Source organism: Arthrobacter sp. StoSoilB20 (genome assembly GCF_019977295.1).
Lineage (GTDB): Bacteria > Actinomycetota > Actinomycetes > Actinomycetales > Micrococcaceae > Arthrobacter > Arthrobacter nicotinovorans_A.
Map to the genome: position 1 here is coordinate 786,812 of NZ_AP024651.1, position 17,662 is coordinate 804,473.

The 17,662-nt window shown below is 63.3% G+C and carries 14 protein-coding genes; 5 read left to right on the forward strand and 9 right to left on the reverse strand.

Features of this window, described 5'->3' with window-relative positions:
• Window positions 1–671 precede the first annotated feature (671 nt).
• Together aceB and aceA are read right to left on the reverse strand one after the other, a co-directional pair.
• Window positions 672–2,324, reverse strand: coding sequence for a malate synthase A (gene aceB, locus LDN85_RS03740; RefSeq protein WP_223944630.1), 1,653 nt, complete (start codon window positions 2,322–2,324; stop codon window positions 672–674).
• Between the two features lie 391 nt (window positions 2,325–2,715).
• Window positions 2,716–4,047 (reverse strand): isocitrate lyase, encoded by a 1,332-nt coding sequence (gene aceA, locus LDN85_RS03745; RefSeq protein WP_026547611.1) that lies wholly within the window; start codon window positions 4,045–4,047, stop codon window positions 2,716–2,718.
• A gap of 144 nt (window positions 4,048–4,191) precedes the next feature.
• Here aceA and LDN85_RS03750 point away from each other — a divergent pair, with 144 nt between their 5' ends.
• Both LDN85_RS03750 and LDN85_RS03755 read left to right on the forward strand, forming a co-directional pair.
• Window positions 4,192–5,706: an XRE family transcriptional regulator gene (locus LDN85_RS03750; RefSeq protein WP_091552961.1), complete on the forward strand. Its 1,515-nt coding sequence runs from the start codon at window positions 4,192–4,194 to the stop codon at window positions 5,704–5,706.
• 451 nt (window positions 5,707–6,157) lie between these two features.
• Window positions 6,158–6,973, forward strand: coding sequence for an NAD(P)-dependent oxidoreductase (locus LDN85_RS03755; protein WP_223944631.1), 816 nt, complete (start codon window positions 6,158–6,160; stop codon window positions 6,971–6,973).
• A 47-nt stretch (window positions 6,974–7,020) separates the two neighbouring features.
• Here the strand turns inward: LDN85_RS03755 and LDN85_RS03760 are convergent, their stop codons facing one another.
• Entirely contained in the window at window positions 7,021–8,802 is a 1,782-nt protein-coding gene (locus LDN85_RS03760; RefSeq protein WP_223944632.1) for a 2-isopropylmalate synthase, read from the reverse strand.
• A gap of 185 nt (window positions 8,803–8,987) precedes the next feature.
• On the opposite strand from LDN85_RS03760, the gene LDN85_RS03765 reads away from it, so the two are divergent.
• Both LDN85_RS03765 and LDN85_RS03770 read left to right on the forward strand, forming a co-directional pair.
• On the forward strand, window positions 8,988–9,656 hold the full coding sequence (locus LDN85_RS03765; protein WP_026541871.1) for an FCD domain-containing protein: 669 nt from the start codon (window positions 8,988–8,990) through the stop codon (window positions 9,654–9,656).
• 157 nt (window positions 9,657–9,813) lie between these two features.
• Window positions 9,814–10,017, forward strand: coding sequence for a DUF1272 domain-containing protein (locus LDN85_RS03770; RefSeq protein ID WP_263422078.1), 204 nt, complete (start codon window positions 9,814–9,816; stop codon window positions 10,015–10,017).
• 24 nt (window positions 10,018–10,041) lie between these two features.
• Here the strand turns inward: LDN85_RS03770 and LDN85_RS03775 are convergent, their stop codons facing one another.
• Window positions 10,042–10,656 carry a TetR/AcrR family transcriptional regulator gene (locus LDN85_RS03775; protein WP_223944633.1) on the reverse strand — a complete coding sequence of 205 codons (615 nt, stop codon included), beginning with the start codon at window positions 10,654–10,656 and terminating at the stop codon, window positions 10,042–10,044.
• Window positions 10,657–10,956: 300 nt separating this feature from the next.
• Between LDN85_RS03775 and LDN85_RS03780 the strand changes: the two genes are divergently transcribed.
• Entirely contained in the window at window positions 10,957–11,886 is a 930-nt protein-coding gene (locus tag LDN85_RS03780; protein WP_026541874.1) for a cytochrome b/b6 domain-containing protein, read from the forward strand.
• A 65-nt stretch (window positions 11,887–11,951) separates the two neighbouring features.
• On the opposite strand, the gene LDN85_RS03785 is transcribed toward LDN85_RS03780, so the two are convergent.
• The 5 genes from LDN85_RS03785 to LDN85_RS03805 all read right to left on the reverse strand — a co-directional run bounded on the left by LDN85_RS03785 (window position 11,952) and on the right by LDN85_RS03805 (window position 17,473).
• Window positions 11,952–12,797: a hydroxymethylpyrimidine/phosphomethylpyrimidine kinase gene (locus LDN85_RS03785; protein ID WP_223944634.1), complete on the reverse strand. Its 846-nt coding sequence runs from the start codon at window positions 12,795–12,797 to the stop codon at window positions 11,952–11,954.
• A 65-nt stretch (window positions 12,798–12,862) separates the two neighbouring features.
• The gene (locus LDN85_RS03790; RefSeq protein ID WP_223944635.1) at window positions 12,863–13,858 is read right to left on the reverse strand and encodes a TAXI family TRAP transporter solute-binding subunit; all 996 of its coding nucleotides are present in this window, start codon (window positions 13,856–13,858) and stop codon (window positions 12,863–12,865) included.
• Window positions 13,851–15,266 carry a HAMP domain-containing sensor histidine kinase gene (locus LDN85_RS03795; RefSeq protein WP_223944636.1) on the reverse strand — a complete coding sequence of 472 codons (1,416 nt, stop codon included), beginning with the start codon at window positions 15,264–15,266 and terminating at the stop codon, window positions 13,851–13,853. Before LDN85_RS03795 ends, LDN85_RS03790 begins: the two co-directional genes overlap by 8 nt.
• Window positions 15,263–15,925, reverse strand: a complete 663-nt coding sequence (locus tag LDN85_RS03800; RefSeq protein WP_223944637.1) for a response regulator transcription factor — start codon at window positions 15,923–15,925, stop codon at window positions 15,263–15,265. The genes LDN85_RS03795 and LDN85_RS03800 overlap by 4 nt, the downstream gene beginning before the upstream one ends.
• Window positions 15,926–16,078: 153 nt before the next feature.
• Window positions 16,079–17,473: an MFS transporter gene (locus tag LDN85_RS03805; RefSeq protein ID WP_091553055.1), complete on the reverse strand. Its 1,395-nt coding sequence runs from the start codon at window positions 17,471–17,473 to the stop codon at window positions 16,079–16,081.
• Between the last annotated feature and the right edge of the window lie 189 nt (window positions 17,474–17,662).

Sequence of the window (17,662 nt, forward strand, 5' to 3'; positions counted from 1 at the left end):
GCCCGATTCGGGGGTTTCCTGCTGGGTGTGCCGTGCGTACGGCATGGTGTGCAGTGGGGCATCGAGGTGGCGGGTGGTTCGTGGTCCCGTGGGTCTGCCCCCGCGTTCGCATCTTCGCGGGTAGCTGTGGGCAGCGGGCCGTCTGAGCCGAGGCTGGTCCCTGGTCCGGTGGTGGAGTCTGCCCCTCGCGTTCGCATCTTCGCGGGTAGCTGTGGGCAGCGGGCCGTCTAAGCCGAGGCTGGTCCCTGGCGTCTGGTCCCTGGTTTCTTCGCCGATTCGGGGGTTTCCTGCAGAACGTGCCGTGCGCAGGGCATGGTGTGCAGCGGGGCATCGAGGTGGCGGGTGGTTCGTGGTCCCGTGGGTCTGCCCCCGCGTTCCCGTCTTCGTGGGTAGCTGCGGGCAGCGGGCCGTCTGAGCCGAGGCTGGTCCCTGGCGTCTGGTCCCTGGTTTCTTCGCCGATTCGGGGGTTCCCTGCAGAACGTGCCGTGCGCACGGCATGGTGTGCAGTGGGGCATCGAAGTGGTGCGGGCGGGAACAGGGTCAGTGCGGGCTGGGCATGGGTAAGCCCCGCTGCTGGGCTGCCTCCCCGGCGGTCGGGGTCACTTGTTGCGAAGAGTGCAGGCAGCCCAGCGTCGGGGCTTGATAGGTGTCGCTACCTCAGGTCACTGGACCTAGGCGGCGACGAGTTCCTCCTCCGTGGCCTCTTCACGGGCCTCGGTGAGGAAACGTGCGTAGGCGGGGATGGTCAGGAAGGTGGGAAATTCCTCGGCCAGGGTGACTTCTTCAAAGATGGCGCGGGCATCCGCGAACCGGTCTCCGTCGAAGCGTTCCAGCCGGGCGTATTCCTCGTCCAACATGTCCTCCACCCATTCGCGGGTGATGATGTCGCCGTGGTCAGTGATGGCGTGGGCGTGGATCCACTGCCACAGCTGGGAGCGGGAGATCTCCGCGGTGGCGGCGTCTTCCATGAGGTTGTGGATGGCCACGGCCCCGTTGCCCCGCAGCCAGGACTCGATGTAGCGGATGCCTACCTCGATGTTCAGTCGAACCCCGCCCTCGGTGATGGTTCCCTCGGTGCTGGCGATGTCGATCAGCGCGCGGTCATCGGGAGTGACATCCTCGCGGGAACGGTCCAGCTGGTTGGGGCGGTTTCCGAGAACTGAGTCAAAAACTTCCCGGCATACCGGCACCAGATCCGGGTGGGCCACCCACGAGCCGTCAAAGCCGTCGTTGGCCTCACGGGTCTTGTCCGCACGAACCTTCTCGAACGAAGCAGCGTTGGCGGCCTCGTCCTTCCGGTTGGGAACAGCTGCTGCCATGCCCCCAATAGCCATGGCACCACGTCGGTGGCAGGCCCTGACCAGCTGCTCGGTGTATGCGCGCATGAACGGCTGGGTCATGGTCACCTGGCCGCGGTCCGGGAGAACAAAACGGGGTCCGCGGGTACGGAAATTCTTGATCAGGGAGAAGATGTAGTCCCACCGGCCGGCGTTCAAACCCGCGGCATGGTCACGCAGTTCGTACAGGATCTCCTCCATCTCGAACGCCGCCGTGATGGTTTCGATCAGCACGGTGGCGCGGATGGTGCCCTGCGGGATGCCCAAAAGATCCTGCGCCAGGACGAAGATGTCATTCCACAGCCGGGCTTCGAGGTGGTTCTCGATCTTCGGCAGGTAGAAGTACGGTCCCTTGCCCTGGGCCAGCAGGCGGCGGGCGTTGTGGAAGAAGAACAAACCGAAGTCCACGATTCCTCCGGCGATCGGCTTGCCATCCACGAGCATGTGCTTCTCCGGCAAGTGCCAGCCACGCGGACGAACCACAATGGTGGGCAGGTCCTCGGCAGCTTTGAGCTTGTACTCCTTGCCCTCAGGAGAGGTGAAATCGATGCGGCGCTCCAAAGCGTCGGTGAGGTTCAGCTGACCCTGGATCACGTTCCGCCACGTCGGCGTGGAGGAGTCCTCCATGTCAGCGAGCCAGACCTTCGCCCCCGAGTTCAGGGCGTTGATGGTCATCTTCTTATCCACCGGACCCGTGATCTCCACGCGACGATCCTCCAAACCTGGAGCCGGGGGAGCCACACGCCACGACGGGTCATTCCGGATGCCCTCGGTCTCGGGGCGGAACCGGGGATCCTGGCCACCGGAAATCTGGTTGCGGCGGGCGTGCCGTGCCTGCATCAGCTCCTGACGACGATCAGCCGTAGCCCGGTGCAACTTGCCAATGAACTCAAGAGCGTCCGGCGTCAAGACCTCGTTCTGCCGGCAAATGGGCTGCGCGGTGATGGTGATGCCGTTGATAGTGAAGTTGTCAGTGAAGCTGTTCATTTCAATCTCTCCTATGAGAAGCAAAAGTTCGACGGCGGTGCCGCGTCGGGCTGGGGGTCACCTGGGGTGCCGGAGTGGGTAATCCTCCGCGGGCTATTCCCCATCCCGCCCGCTTGGCCTCGCAGAGCTCGGCCGGCGTCCGGGACAGGGCCCCTTTTACGCACGCTTCCGGATCACCCAACCCGGCAGTCGGTATGGTCCGGAAGGCGCGATCCGCACGAGGCCGGAGGGCCGGTAATGCGGCAGCCTGCGTAAAGGGGCCCTATATCCGCCCTCGACCGAGTTCTACGAGGTCAAAGGGCGGATCTGGGGATAGCAGGCAGAGCGTTGCCGGTCCGTAGGCCGGAGGTGATAACCGCGGCCAGCGAGGGCAAGGCGCCGTCGGAAGTGGTTAGTGGAACTGGCCTTCTTCGGTGGATCCCACCAGGGCCAGGGTGGATGCGTTCGGGTTGAGCGCGGTGGCGATGTCGTCGAAGTAGCCGGTACCGACTTCGCGTTGGTGCTTGGTGGCGGTGTAGCCGCGGGACTCGGAGGCGAATTCCTTTTCCTGGAGTTCGACGTAGGCGCTCATGCCTTCACGGGCGTAGCCGTGGGCGAGATCAAACATCGAGTAGTTCAGGGCGTGGAAGCCGGCCAGGGTGATGAACTGGAACGTGAAGCCCATGGCACCGAGTTCGCGCTGGAACTTGGCGATGGTGGTGTCGTCCAGGTGCTTGCGCCAGTTGAAGGAGGGGGAGCAGTTGTAGGAGAGCATCTGGTCCGGGAAGTCGGCTTTGACCGATTCGGCGAACTTGCGTGCCAGTTCCAGATCCGGGGTTCCGGTCTCCATCCAGATGAGGTCGGAGTACGGTGCGTAGGCCTTGGCACGGGCGATGCAGGGTTCGATGCCGTTGCGGACCTTGTAGAAGCCTTCAGCAGTGCGAACCGGTTGTCCACCTTCGCGGAGGATGAATTCCTGGTCGCGCTCGTCAACGTCCGAGGTGATCAGGGTTGCTGCTTCGGCGTCGGTACGGGCGATGACCACGGTGGGGGTGTCGGCGACATCGGCTGCCAGGCGGGCTGCGTTCAGGGTCCGGATGTGCTGCTGGGTGGGAATCAGGACCTTGCCGCCGAGGTGGCCGCACTTTTTCTCAGATGCGAGCTGGTCTTCCCAGTGAACGCCCGAGGCGCCGGCTGTGATCATGGATTTCATGAGTTCGTAGGCGTTCAGCGGGCCACCGAAGCCGGCTTCGGCGTCGGCGACGATCGGGACCAACCAGTCCTCAACAGTCTTGACGCCCTCTGCATATTCGATCTGGTCTGCGCGGAGCAGGGCGTTGTTGATGCGACGGACAACCTGGGGGACCGAGTTGGCCGGGTACAGGGACTGGTCCGGGTAGGTCTGGCCCGAGAGGTTGGCGTCTGCGGCCACCTGCCAGCCTGAGAGGTAGATGGCGCGGAGACCCGCTTTGACCTGCTGCACTGCCTGGTTACCGGTCAGGGCGCCCAATGCGTTGGTGTAGCCACCGTTGGGTGCTTCTTCGGTGAGCTGCTTCCAGAGCTTCTCCGAACCGCGCCGGGCCAGGGTGTGCTCTTCGGAGACGCGACCGCGGAGGCGGACGACGTCGGTGGCCGAGTAATCGCGGGTGACGCCTTCCCAACGCGGGTTGGCGGACCATTCAAGTTCCAGCGCTGCGGCCTGCTGCTCTGCGGACTGCTCTGCGGGTTCAAATGATGCGGTCATTTTTATCTCCTATGTGGTGCCCGGGCCGGCCTCCGCTGCGCCGTTGCTGCGTCGGCCGGCTTGTCCGGGATCTGTATTTCTTTTTCGTAAGTCCTACTTTTCTGCACTTCCAAGAGGGTTACTAGAGGAAAACTATGGAAAGAAATGCACTTCTTCGCGTATTCTCAAGAAATGTCGCCTGTGAGCTGGAATCGCGAAGTAGCATCGCCGTCGTTGTCCGCTGCGTCCCCTGAACTGGACGTCATCAGCCTTGGCCGCCGCGTGCGCCATCTTCGCAAGCAGGCCGGGCTGACGCTGGACGACCTGAGTGCCGCCGTCGGGACCGCGCCGAGCCAGCTGAGCCTGATTGAAAACGGTAAGCGCGAGCCAAAATTGGGGCTGCTTCAGCAGCTCGCTGCGTCACTGAACGTGACCATCGATCAGCTGCTCGGAGCGGAGCCGCCGAGCCGCAGGGCCGCGCTGGAAATCGAGCTGGAACGGTACCAGCGCGGGCCGCTGTACGAATCCCTCAACCTCCCCAAAATCCGCATCAGCTCGCGGCTGCCGCTCGATGTGCTCGAGTCGCAGGTGGGGCTGCTCCAGGAGCTCGAACGCAAACTTAATGAGCAAGTCGCGACGCCGGAAGAAGCCCGCCGCGCGAACGGCGAGTTGCGTGCCATGATGCGCGAGCGCGGTAACTATTTCCCTGAGTATGAGGCGGAGGCGCAGAAGGTCCTCAAAGGGGTGGGTTACACCACGGGTCCACTGAGCCAGCACGTCATTGCGGACATCGCGGAGAACCTCGGCTTTTCCCTTCATCATGTGGGCGATCTACCTCATTCCACGCGGTCCGTGACGGATTTGAAGAACCGCAGAATTTATCTGACGCAGAACCAGCGCCAGGATCACGATCCCCGCTCGGTTCTCCTGCAGGCACTGGGTCACTACGTCCTGGGGCATGAAACGCCGCGGAACTACGGCGATTTCCTGGCGCAGCGGGTGGCCACCAATTACTTCGCCGCGGCCCTGCTTCTGCCTGAGCAGGCCACGGTGGAGTTCCTGCAGAAAGCCAAGGCCGCCAAGGAAATCGCCGTGGAAGATATCAGGGATGCCTTTGCGGTGTCCTACGAAACTGCCGCGCACCGTTTCACGAATCTCGCCACCAAGCACTTGGGCATCACCACGCATTTCCAGAAGACCCACCAGTCCGGCATCATCTACAAGGCCTACGAGAACGACGGCGTCACCTTCCCCCAGGACCACACCGGCGCGATTGAGGGGCAGCCATCCTGCAAAGCGTGGACCTCGCGCGCGGTGTTCGACGTGCCGGACAAGTTCAGCGCCTACAGCCAGTACACGGACACGCCATCGGGCACTTACTGGTGCACGGCGCGGACGGAGCGCTCCGCTGCCGGGGAATTCTCGTTGAGCATCGGAGTGCCGTACCAGCACGTGAAATGGTTCCGCGGCCGGGAAACCACGGCCCGGGCAACCTCCAACTGCCCGGACCCGAACTGCTGCAAGCGTCCGCCGGAGTCCTTGGCCAATGAATGGGCCGGTAACGCCTGGCCCTCCGCGCGCGCACATTCGCACCTGCTTGCCGCGATGCCTCCGGGCGCGTTCCCCGGCGTGGACGAGACCGAGGTGTACTCCTTCCTGGCCGCCCACTCCGAGCGCTGATTCCGTCGCTCGCTCACATCCCCCGCGCTCGAGTGAGACGCTCGCTCACATCCCCCGGGTTTGAGTGCAACGCTCTATCACGTCCCCCGGGTTTGAGTGCAACGCTCTATCACGTCCCCCGGGTTTGAGTGCAACGCTCGCTCACATCCCCCGCGCTCGAGTGCAACGCTCTCTCACATCCCCCGGGTTTGAGTGCAACGCTCTATCACGTCCCCCGGGTTTGAGTGCAACGCTCTATCACGTCCCCCGGGTTTGAGTGCAACGCTCGCTCACATCCCCCGCGCTCGAGTGCAACGCTCGCTCACATCCCCCGCGCTCGAGTGCAACGCTCTCTCACATCCCCCGCGCTCGCTCACATCCCCCGCGCTCGAGTGCGACGCTCGCTCACATCCCCCGGGTTCGGCCGCAGAGTGCGACGCTCCTCCACGCGGAATGTCCAACCGTACTGCGCATGAAGCCGCAGTACGGTTGGAGCATGGTTGATGTTGCGGGGAGTCGCTGGGTAGTCACGGGTGCTGCTGGAACGATCGGCGCTGCCCTTCGCACTGCCCTTTCCGAAATGCGGGTTGACTTGGTATCCACTGATATTCGCCCGGTGTTGCCGGCTGGCCCACATGATGAAATCGTGACGGCGGATCTCAGTGACCTGGGTTTGTTGGAGGAAATGTTCACGGGCGCAGATGGTGTGATCCACCTCGGCGGGATCCCGGATGAGGCGGACTTCCACGACCTGGCAGAGGTGAACATCGTCGGTACCTACCATGTTCTTGAGGCTGCCCGGCGAGCTGGTGTGTCCCGTGTGGTCTACGCCAGCAGCAACCGCCTGACCGGTATGTATCCAGCCGGCGTCGCCGTCTCACCTGGGATGCCGCCCCGGCCGGATGGCTTCTATGGAGTGTCGAAGGTGGCCGGCGAAGCCCTCTGCCGACTGTACGCGGACAAATTCGGGATGAGCACCATCGCGGTGCGCATTGGCAGCTACGAGGTCCGGCCCGGATCCGCGCGTGAGCAGCGGACCTGGCTTAGCCCATCAGACGCGGTCCGGGCGTTCCTCGCCGCAATGACGACAACCGAACGCGCAGCCGTCTTCTACGCAGTGTCCGCGAACACCGACCGGTGGTGGGACCTAAAGGCCGGATACGACGTCGGGTTCCTCCCCGAAGACGATGCTGCCCAATGGGCAGTGCGGGAGGACTTCGATCCCGGCGTGCCTCAGGGCGGGGACTACGCGACCAAGGATTATTCGATCCGGAAGATGCGCCGGTAGCCGGCGCGAAACCGGGTAGGGGACCGGGCAGTGCCTTTGCCTCTGTTTCATGAGGCGGCGACGGCGGCCGAGCTGGAAGCTGCCGATATCACGGCCTTCACGCTCGCCGTCAGGATGGAGCGATCCTTGCCTGCCGCCCAGCGTGTGCCTTGAGCATCGCGGTACTCCATGAGTGTCAGGGCCTCGCTGTCGGCGCCCGCAGTGAGGGAGGTTTGGTGCAGCGAAAGGACATCGATCGGGATTCCATGTTCGCCGAGCAGCTGAGTGACCGCCTCCACGGGGCCGATGGTGTCGTAGCTGCCGCTCCGCTGGATGCCGTCGATGAGGACGCTGACGCGTGTAGTGGTCTTGTTGTTTTCACTTAGGGATCCGAGGTCGAGCAATTCGATGACGTCGGTGCCCAGGTTCAGATAGTTGTCTTCGAAGAGTTCCAGCAGCGTTGCCGCGTTGATTTCGAGTCCGGTGCTGTCGGCGTGCTCCTGTACGCGTCGGGCGAAATCAATCTGCAAGCGGCGCGGCAGTTCGATGCCATAGTCCGTTTCGAGCAGATAGGCGATGCCGCCTTTGCCGGATTGGGAGTTGACGCGAATGACGGCGTCATAGCTGCGGCCGATGTCGGCCGGGTCGATCGGCAGGTAGGGCACCCGCCATTCAAGCCCGCCTTCGGGACGCCCCTCATCAGCCGCCCGTGCACGGTGCTCGGCGAAGCCCTTCTTGATCGCGTCCTGGTGGGTTCCGCTGAACGCGGTGTGCACCAAGTCGCCCACGTAGGGGTGGCGTGGGTGGATTTCGAGGCGGTTGCTGTACTCGACCGTGCGGCGGATCTCGTCGATGTCGGAGAAATCGATCATCGGATCGATGCCTTGGGCATGCAGGTTCAGGGCAAGCGTGGCGATATCAACGTTGCCGGTCCGCTCTCCGTTGCCGAAGATGCAGCCCTCCACCCGTTGGGCGCCGGCAAGTATAGCCAGTTCGGCACCGGCGATGCCGGTGCCTCGGTCGTTGTGCGGATGTACGGAGAGGATCACAGCGTCCCGGCGGGCGAGGCCCTTGTGCATGTACTCGATCTGATCGGCATAGACGTTCGGTGTCGCGATCTCCACGGTGGCGGGCAAGTTCAGGATCACCGGACGATCGGGGGTCGCCTCCCACAGCTCAGTCATGGCGTCGCAAAGCTCAATGACGTAGTCGGGTTCGGTGAGGTTGAACACCTCGGGTGAGAACTCAAACCGTACGTTCGGCAGGTGCCCGGCGAATTCGAGCACGTCGCGCCCACCGCTTAGGATCAGCTCCCGCAGCTCGTCCCGGTCCTTATCGAGGACCACATCGCGCCAGACGGGTGCGGTGGCCGTGTACATATGGATCACTACCTGGTTGCGGATGCCGCGGATCGATGCGACGGTGCGCTCAATCAGATCGCGCCGGGCTGGGGTGAACACGACGATCGTCACATCCTCAGGCGCGATGTCAGTCTCAGCGATCAGGCGCACGAAGTCGTAGTCGGTCTGTGACGCGGACGGGTAACCGACCTCGATCTCCTTGTAGCCCATCTTCACCATGAGCTCGAAGAAGCGGCGCTTGCGCTCCGGGTCCATCGGTTCGGCCAGGGCCTGGTTGCCGTCACGCAAATCCACGGGTACCCACAACGGCGCCTGAACCAGGCGACGGGTAGGCCAGTCCCGTTCCGTGAGCGGAACCTCCACGCGGGAATAGACATCGCGATAGCGGTGGGATGGCATTTGCGAGGTTCGCTGGCGGTTCCAAAAGGGCGCGACGGCGGGTACTGGCCCGGCGGGGGTGCAAACGCGGGGGAAATCATTGGTGGTCATGACGTGGGTCCTTCTTCATTTGTTGTAGTCCGAAGACCGGCGCGCGTTTCGACTCCACGTCGGGGAGCCGGTCTGGCTATGCCCCGCCGTGGCGGCGAAGAAGAAGAGGCCCGTAAAGCATGGGTTTACGCTAGCACAACTCCTCAGACAAGTAGATAAGTTTGGGGATAAGGGATGATGGTCCCATGACACAACTGCGCCGCGAACCGCTTGCCGAACAGGCCGCTGAAGCACTTCTGGAACGTATCCGCGGCGGCGAATGGGCACTCGGTCAAAAGCTGCCAGGAGAGACGACGCTCGCTCCGCAGCTCGGCGTAGGCCGGTCCACAATCCGCGAAGCCATACGGCACCTGGCCGGCCGCGGCGTGCTCGCCTCCCGCCAAGGTGCCGGTGTCTTCGTCACGGCGCTCGACGAGCCCGACGATTGGGACCAGGTCCTTCGACGCGCGGACATCGCCGCGGTGATCGAGGCGCGAATCGCGATCGAGGTTGAAGCGTCGGCGCTGGCCGCGGAAAGGCGCACCCCTGCCGACCTCCGGGCCATGAGGCGGGCGGCGGGGGAGCGGGATCTGAACCGCTCGGGCGTGGAGGAACACGTCGACGCGGACACGGTCCTTCACCGCAGCATCATCCTTGCTGCACATAATCCGATCCTCACCGAATTGTTCGACACCTTCACCCCGCGCAGCAGGCAAGCGATGATCGAACTGCTCCGGCGCCGCGGCGAACACGGCAGCGACGCCGATCAACTCACCCACATGCGCATCCTCGATGCGATTACCGGCAGGGATGCGGCAGCGGCAGCCACGCTCACGCGAGAGCATTTGCTCGCGCTCAAGGCAAAACTGCCCTAGTTCTTGCCCGTAGTTTGCCCATCCTGTGCGCGTGCAGCAGTCTTGGCACATGGCCCTTGAACTTCGACCCAATTGCGAATCATGCGATCGGGATTTGCCGCCGGCGTAGCTGGATGCACGGATCTGCACCTACGAGTGCACGTTTTGCGCTGACTGCGTGGATGACCTGCTGCTGAATGTTTGCCCGAACTGCGGTGGCGGGTTCACGCCCCGGCCGATTCGGCCGGCACGCATGTGGCGTGAAGGCTTGTCGCTGGAGAGGCAACCGGCATCTGACGTGCGCCGTGGCCTTTCTTTCAGCATCAGTGAAATCAAGGACTTTGCGGAACGATTGAAAGACATCCCGCCCGCGAACCGCTGACGCGGCAACAAACGGGAGTGGGCCTCAGTGGACCAGCCGGGCCACCAGCACCGCCGCAGCATCCACAACCTCATCGGCCGCACGCTTGGTGGCGCTCAACGCAACCTCCTGCCCGGACACGGTCACGATGTCGGTGATCACAGCGACCGTCAAACGCCCCAGTGTGTCGTCCCGGGTCCCGAGGAGCACGGAATTCTGGCGCACCCATTCACGCCCGCGTTCGCGTCGGAGGACTTCAAAGCCGGGGGGAGTGTCGCCCTCGATGAATACACGTTCCAGGTCTCTGTGCTTCCAGGTGTACTCGAAGTAGCTGCGGCTGCCCACGTTGAACAGCGCCAGGGGATCGTCCTCGCCGCCTTTGCGTGCCTTGGCTACGGCTGCCGCAACAAGCCTTTCGTGCTCGTTCTGGTAGTCATCCCACAGGGCAAGGAAGAGTTCGGTCTTCCCGCCAAAATGGTGATAGAGGCTGCCAACGCTGGAACCTGCGCGGGCCACGATGTCCGAGATGCTCGCATCCGTAAAGCCGTGCTCAACGAACACGGCGGCGGCCGCATCCAGCAGATTGCGTTGGGTGGCGGCGGTCCGGGTCCACTGCCAGGAGCCTGTAGTGGTGGCGGCTTCGGATGTTTTGCGAACCACGCGGGCTCCTCTCGGCGGTAGAACAGACACCGGAGTGTCGACCGGCTATTTTTTGGAATCCTACTCCTGAAAGAATCCACATAGCCAACACATGGTCTTGACTGACTCGTGCAGTACGGGAAATAATTCTGGAAGTCTGTTCTAGAAATACGTATTGCGGCATGTATCCGAATGCTGCGATTTTTGACGTCTGACGCCCCGAAACCCGGGTGCCGTTTTCGCCGTCGGGCTTCAACTGGTTGAATCGCTGTATAGCGCCAACTGGTCGCAGCCAAACAAGCCAGAGAGGAACGCGGCCTGATGTCCGTTTCAAGCAAGTCGTCCGGGATCACGTCGAACAGGTGGTTCAAACCCGTCGCCGTCACCGCAGGAGCTTTGGTGGTGGCACTGATCCTGGTGCTCGTTGCGCAATGGCTCAGGACCCTCCAGCCCGTGCAACAGTTCCTCACTGACTACCCCGGGCACTCTGCCGTTCCGGAAGGCACTCCCACCGGATTCCCGGCATGGCTTGGCTGGCAGCACTTCCTTAACATGTTCTTCATCGTCCTGATCATCCGGTCCGGCTGGCAGGTGCGCACCACCACCCGTCCGGCGGCCAACTGGACCCGGAACAACAAGGGACTCATCAAGACCAAAAACCCGCCCACAAAGATCAGCCTGGACCTCTGGTTCCACCTGACCCTGGATGCACTGTGGGTGCTCAACGGCATCATCTTCATAGTGCTGCTCTTCGCCACGGGCCAATGGTTGAGGATCGTTCCCACCAGCTGGGACGTCTTCCCCAACGCTGTCTCTGCGGGCCTGCAATATGCCTCGCTGAACTGGCCGGTCGAAAACGGCTGGAACAACTACAACAGCCTCCAGCTCCTGACATACTTCATCACGGTCTTTATCGCCGCCCCGCTGGCCATCATCACGGGCATCCGGATGTCCGGCGCCTGGCCCAAGAAGGCGGCGATCAACAAGTTCTACCCGATCGAACTTGCCCGCAAGGTCCACTTCCCGGTGATGATCTACTTCGTGGCGTTCGTGATTGTCCACGTAACGCTGGTGCTGGCTACCGGCGCGCTGAACAACCTGAACCACATGTACGCCTCCAACAACGACTACAGCTGGTGGGGCTTCGGCATCTTCGCGGCATCCATCGTCTTTACGGCGGCTGCGTGGTTCCTGGCCCGGCCCCTGTTCCTGCGCCCGATCGCCTCGCTCATGGGCAAGGTTTCGCGCTGACAAGGACACAAAACAGCCGCCCCGGAATCACTCCGGGGCGGCTGTTTTCGTTTGAGTTCGAACAGCTAGGACATTGCGCCGCCCTGCCACAGGGCATCGAACGGAGCGCCCGAGGACACGCGGTTTTTGATGCCGGCCGTCACGAAAGCCTTCGCAGTGCGCGCAGCTTCCAGAGGAGTGGCACCCTTGGCCAGCTCCGCCGTCACAGCAGCGGCCAACGAGCAACCAGCGCCGGACACGGCAACTTCGCCCACTTTCGGAGCGCGCAGGACTTCCAGCGTTTCGCCGTCGTAGTAAACGTCGACGGCGTCGGGGCCTTCCAGCCGCACCCCGCCTTTGGCCAGGACTGCTGCGCCGCTGATCTCGTGGATGCGGATGGCGGCGGCTTTCAGGGATTCTTCGTCAGCAATGGTCAGGCCCGAAAGCGACTCGGCCTCGAAGTGGTTCGGGGTAACGAACGTAGCCAGCGGCAGTATCTGCGCCTTCAACGCCTGGTCCGTGTCCAGTGCGTGGCCGGGTTCCTGGCCCTTGCAGATCAGGACGGGGTCCAGGACCACGTTGGCAAACGAGCCGGCGGCGAGGGCCTTCTCCACGGTGCTGATGGTTGCCGGGCTTCCGAGCATGCCGATCTTCACTGTATCCAGCACTGACGGTGCGCCCGAAGCGGCACCATAGGCCGCCGTCGTGGCTTCCAATTGGTCTGCGATAACTTGCTGGTCTACCGGCACAAAGCGGTGGTTCCAGTTGTCGTTCGGGTTGAAGGAAACAATGCAGGTGAGGTTCGCGATGCCGAACACTCCGAGTTCCTGGAAGGTTTTGAGGTCGGCCTGCGCGCCGGCGCCACCGGTCGCTTCGGAGCCGGCGATGGTCAAGGCAATGGCAGGGGCAACGGCTGAAGTCATGTCCTCCATTTTGCCATTCGCGCGGCCCCATGCCGATTTCGGGCTGGTCCGCTAACCGTGCAGCGCCCGGTCCGCTAACCGTGCAGCGCCCGGTACGCGGCCTGCGCTGCCGGATGCAAGGGCACGCCGGCGGTGTTAATCAAGGTTTCCGGGCTAAGGAACTGAACGCCCGTGCTGGATTTCGGAACCAGGTCCTGTGCTTGCTCCACCAGGAGTTCAACGGTCTGCCGGACAACATGATCGGCCAGGTCCTTGCGGCACAGGAGCAGGTTGGCCACCCCGACGGTCCACACAGCGGGAGCGGTTCCGTAGCTGCCGGCGGGGATGAGGACACGGTCGTAGAAGAACCCCGAATTGCCCCGAGTCGCGGGAATGAGCTCGGAAAGGTCCAGGAGCCGCACGCCAAAATCCTGCGCCGCGGCGGCTATGGGAGCAGTGGGAACACCCCCGGACTGGATCATCACATCGATGGAACGGTCCTTCAGCGACGCCAGGGCATGGTTCAAACCGAGGTTGACCTGCTGCATGGCGCGGCCCGGGTCGGACAGTCCGGCCGCGGCGATGATTCGCCCGGCCGTCAGTGTGGTTCCCGAGCCCACTTCGCCGACGGCGGCAGTCTTCCCGGCGAGGTCGGCAAAAGTACGGATCCCGCTGTCCTCCCGGACGATGCAGTGGACATAGTTCTGATACACCTTTCCCAGCGCCACGAGCTGCCCGGCGTCAGTGCCGGCGGGGGAGGTTTGAGCGCGGGCTGTGTCCTGCGCGGCGGCGTCCGCGAGCGCGATCGCCAACGTGGCCTCCCCGGAGAGGACCCTTTGGATGTTCTCCAAACTTCCGCCGGTGGTTTGCGCCACGGCCCTTTCAGCCACCCCTTCCCGCTGCAGCAGGTGGGCCAGGAGGGTGGCAAATTCCAGATAAAAGCCGCCCGATTCGCCACCGGCGACCGTGATTTCCTGTGGCCGGTCCTCTGTGGTGCAGCCGGCTGTTGCTGCGAGCAGGGCGCCACCGAGCCCCAGAGTGACGGCGGTTTTGAGGGCGTTCCGCCTCGATACTGCAGCTGGATCAGGCATGCGAACCGTCCCCCGGCCGCGCGAATTCCAGACGGGCCATCAAGCCGTGGGGACTTCGGGTTTCCAGGACCAGCCGCGCCCCGTTGGCTTCGGCCAACCTTTCCACGATGGTCATGCCCAGGCCGTTGCCTGGAATTTTGCTGTGCTGCGGAGCCCGCCAGAACCTGGTGGTGGAGGCAACCAGTTGATCGGCTGGGAGGCCGGGACCGTCGTCGGAAATCTCGACGGCGGTGCCTCCTTGCGCCGGCCGGGTCGCCACGCTGATGCGGGCCCCGGGGGCGTACTTGATGGCGTTGGCGAGGAGTTCCCCGACCATGTGTGCGAGCTCGTCGGGATCGCAGACGATCTGGCTTTCGGGCGCAGGGCCTTCCAGGGTGAGCTCCGAACCGGCGCGGCGGGCAGCCGGCGCAGCCCTCTCCACTTCACCCTGCAGGACCGGGTAGGGATCGATGACGGACAGGCGTTTATGCTCGGATTCAGGCGACTCACGGGCAGATCCTTCAGAGGCGCGGTGTTCGGCGGTAGCCAGCTTCAGCACGCCGTCGAGCATTTCCTCCACCCGCTCAAGTTCGGCCACGACGCCGGCCGCCGCTTCCTTCTCCGGCGCAGACCGCAGGGCGAGCTGCAGCAGGTCGACCCGGAGCCGGAGTGCACCCACCGGGTTCCGGAGCTGATGTGAAGTATCGGCAATGAGCCGGCGCTGGGACTCCATGCTCTGGGTGACGGTCGCGGCCATGGCCGTGAAGGACCGGCTCAGCTCGCGAAGCTCGGGCGGGCCGGCCTCGGGCAGCTGACTGGTTTTGCCGGTGGCTTCGAGCTCATGGACTGCCTTGCCCAGCCGGTGGACCGGGCGCAAAACCCAGGCCGTGATACGCGCGGCGGCCAGCAGGAGCAGCGCCCCCAGCGCCACGGCAGCAAGCACGACGACGAGCCAACGCTCCCGTAGTTTCTGCCGGGCGGCATCGAGGTTGACTTCAAGAACCACCTCGCCGAGTACCTGGCTGGCTGTTCCGAACGACCTGGAGATGAAATCGTTGCCGGTGCCGAAGGCGCGGACCGGATTCAGGGTGGTGTCACTGAGGTTCAGGCTCGCCCGGTTGAGCGCGTCCCTGACCTCGGGTTGGTCCTCGCTGAGGTCCCCTGACCGGAGGGTTTTCTCCTGGAGGCGGATCAGGAGTCCTTCACCATAAAGCTCGGAGTACCGGTCCATTTCCCGCTGGAGTTGGGTGGTGTTGTTGTCCTCGGCGGCGTCGCTGGCGAGCTGGGCGAAGCGGTTGAGGGCGGCCACCCGGTTGATTTGCAGCTCCTGGGTGAGCTCGCGGCCGGCAGATGTGAGGATCACGCTGGACACCGTTGCCACAATGATCACTACCAGCAGGCTCAGGATGCCAAGGACCCGGACTTTCACGGCTGTTCAACCCGGTAGCCGACGCCCCGGACGTTGATGATGAAGCCGGGAAGTTGGAGCTTGGACCTCAATCCTGTGAGGTGTACGTCCAAGGATCTGGAATGCGCCAGGAATGCGTCACCCCACAGTGCGTCCAGGATTTGCTCACGGGTCACCACTGACCCTGCGTTCCTGACCAAGAGGCTGAGGAGGTCGAATTCGGTTGCTGTGAGGGCGAGCTCTTTGTTGCTGACTGATGCGACGCGGCGGTCGAGGTCCACTTCCAGTTCCCCGAGAACTATGGTGTGTGGAGCTTCGGGCCCCAAGCGGTTGGTGCGACGCGTCACTGCCTCGATTCGGGCGAGCAATTCCACCAGCTTCACGGGTTTGACCAGATAGTCATCAGCCCCGGACCGCAGGCCCAGCACCACGCTGCGTTCGTCGTCGCGCGCGGTCAGGATCAGGATGGGGATCTGGGTGACCTGGCGGAGTTTGCGCAGCACATCCAAACCATCAAGGTCCGGGAGGCCAAGGTCCAGCAGGATCACCTCGTGCTGCCGGTGCGCCAGGAGTGCGTCCTCTCCCCGGGACACCCGTGTGTGTTTGTGCCCGGCCGAGGCTACGGCTGCGCTCAAGGCCGACGCCATGGCGTCGTCATCCTCGACGATGAGCACGTGCACTGTCCTGGGTTCCTTTGGCTTGATGGTGTCGGTGCGGGGGTCGCTATGGGTGGTTCATGCGGGGTTCGCTACTAGAGCTTAACGTTGTGAGGCCCGCCCTGCGCCCTTCGGAGTAGCCAAAGTGTGCAGAACGGGCCTCGCAACGCACCCAGGTCAGGCGTCGACGCGATCCTTCGCGCCGCCGTCGTCCGCTGCGCCCTTCGCAACCCAGGCATGGCCCTGCTCAGTATCCAAGTGCGTGGCCTTCTTGTTCTTCAGCGCGAAGATGTACACCAGCAGCGAGATGAAAATGGCCGCCGTGACATACGTGAAGAACATGTCCACCTGGCCCGACTTCTGCAGAGCTGCGCCGATCAGCGGGACCGTGCCGCCGAACAGCGAGTTGGCAATGGCGTAGCCGAGCCCCACGCCAAGCGCACGGATGGATGCCGGGAACAGTTCAGCCTTCACCAACGCATTGATGGACGTGTAACCACCAACCATCAGGAGCCCACCCATCATCAGCAGGAAAGCGATGAAGGGATCCTTGGTGCCGGCCAGCGTGGAGAGCAGCGGCCAAGTGAACAGCACCCCTGTCACACCAAACCAGACCAGGAGCGGCTTCCGGCCGATCTTGTCAGAGAGCATGCCGTACACAGGCTGCAGCAGCATGAAGATGAACAGCGCCCAGAAGTTGATGACGGAAGTGTCGGTCTTGGCGATGCCGGAAGTATCGTTCATGAACTTCAGGATGAAGTTGGTGTACGTGTAGAACGCCACCGTGCCGCCCAAAGTGATGCCGATGCAGATGAGCAGCGGCTTCCAGTGCTTGGTGAACAGCAGCTTCAAGGTGCCTGGCTGTGCCTCGCCCTCAACCTTGACGTGTGCAGCACGGAGCTGATCTGCGGAGAGCGTCTCTTCCATGGAGCGGCGCAGCCAAAGAACAACCAGCGCAGCGACGCCGCCAATGGCGAACGGAATCCGCCAACCCCATGCAGTGAGGTCTTCCTTGCTCATGGTGTTCTGCAGGATCACCAGCACCAAGAGGGCAAGCATTTGCCCGCCGATCAACGTGACGTACTGGAAACTGGAGAAGAAACCACGCCGCTTGGCCGTCGCGGCCTCGGACATGTAAGTGGCACTCGTGCCGTACTCGCCGCCCACGGAGAAGCCCTGCACACAGCGGATGAACACCAGCAGGATCAAGGCCCACAAGCCGATCACGTCCTGCGTCGGCAAGACGGCGATGGCGAACGAGCCCGCCGACATCATGGTCACACTCAGCGTCAGTGCAGCTTTGCGGCCCTTCCGATCGGCGTAACGGCCGAAGAACCAGCTTCCGATCGGACGCATGAGGAACGACGTCGAAAAGACAGCCATCGCCTCAAGCCCGGCCTGGAGATCGTCCGAGGAGTTGAAGAAGTGCGACTGGAAATACGCCGCGAAAACGGTATAGACGTAAAGGTCGAACCACTCCACGAGGTTGCCCGCGGAGCCCTTGAGGATGTTGCTCACGGCCTTGCGTGTCTGGGCGGCTTCGCTCAGGGGCGCAGCTTGTTGGGTGCTCATCAATGAACCTTCCTGGACGGCAGCGTTTTGCCGCGGCCGTGTCTTGCATGAGTTCGTTCTGTCCATGAAGCGGGTGCTCATGGCGTCCTTGCGCATGGCTCTTCGTCGACTAAGAAAGGTCCTCCAAGGTGAAAGAGGACATGTTCCAAACTATGGGTGATGCACGGCACAGCCCTAGCCTGGAAGGGA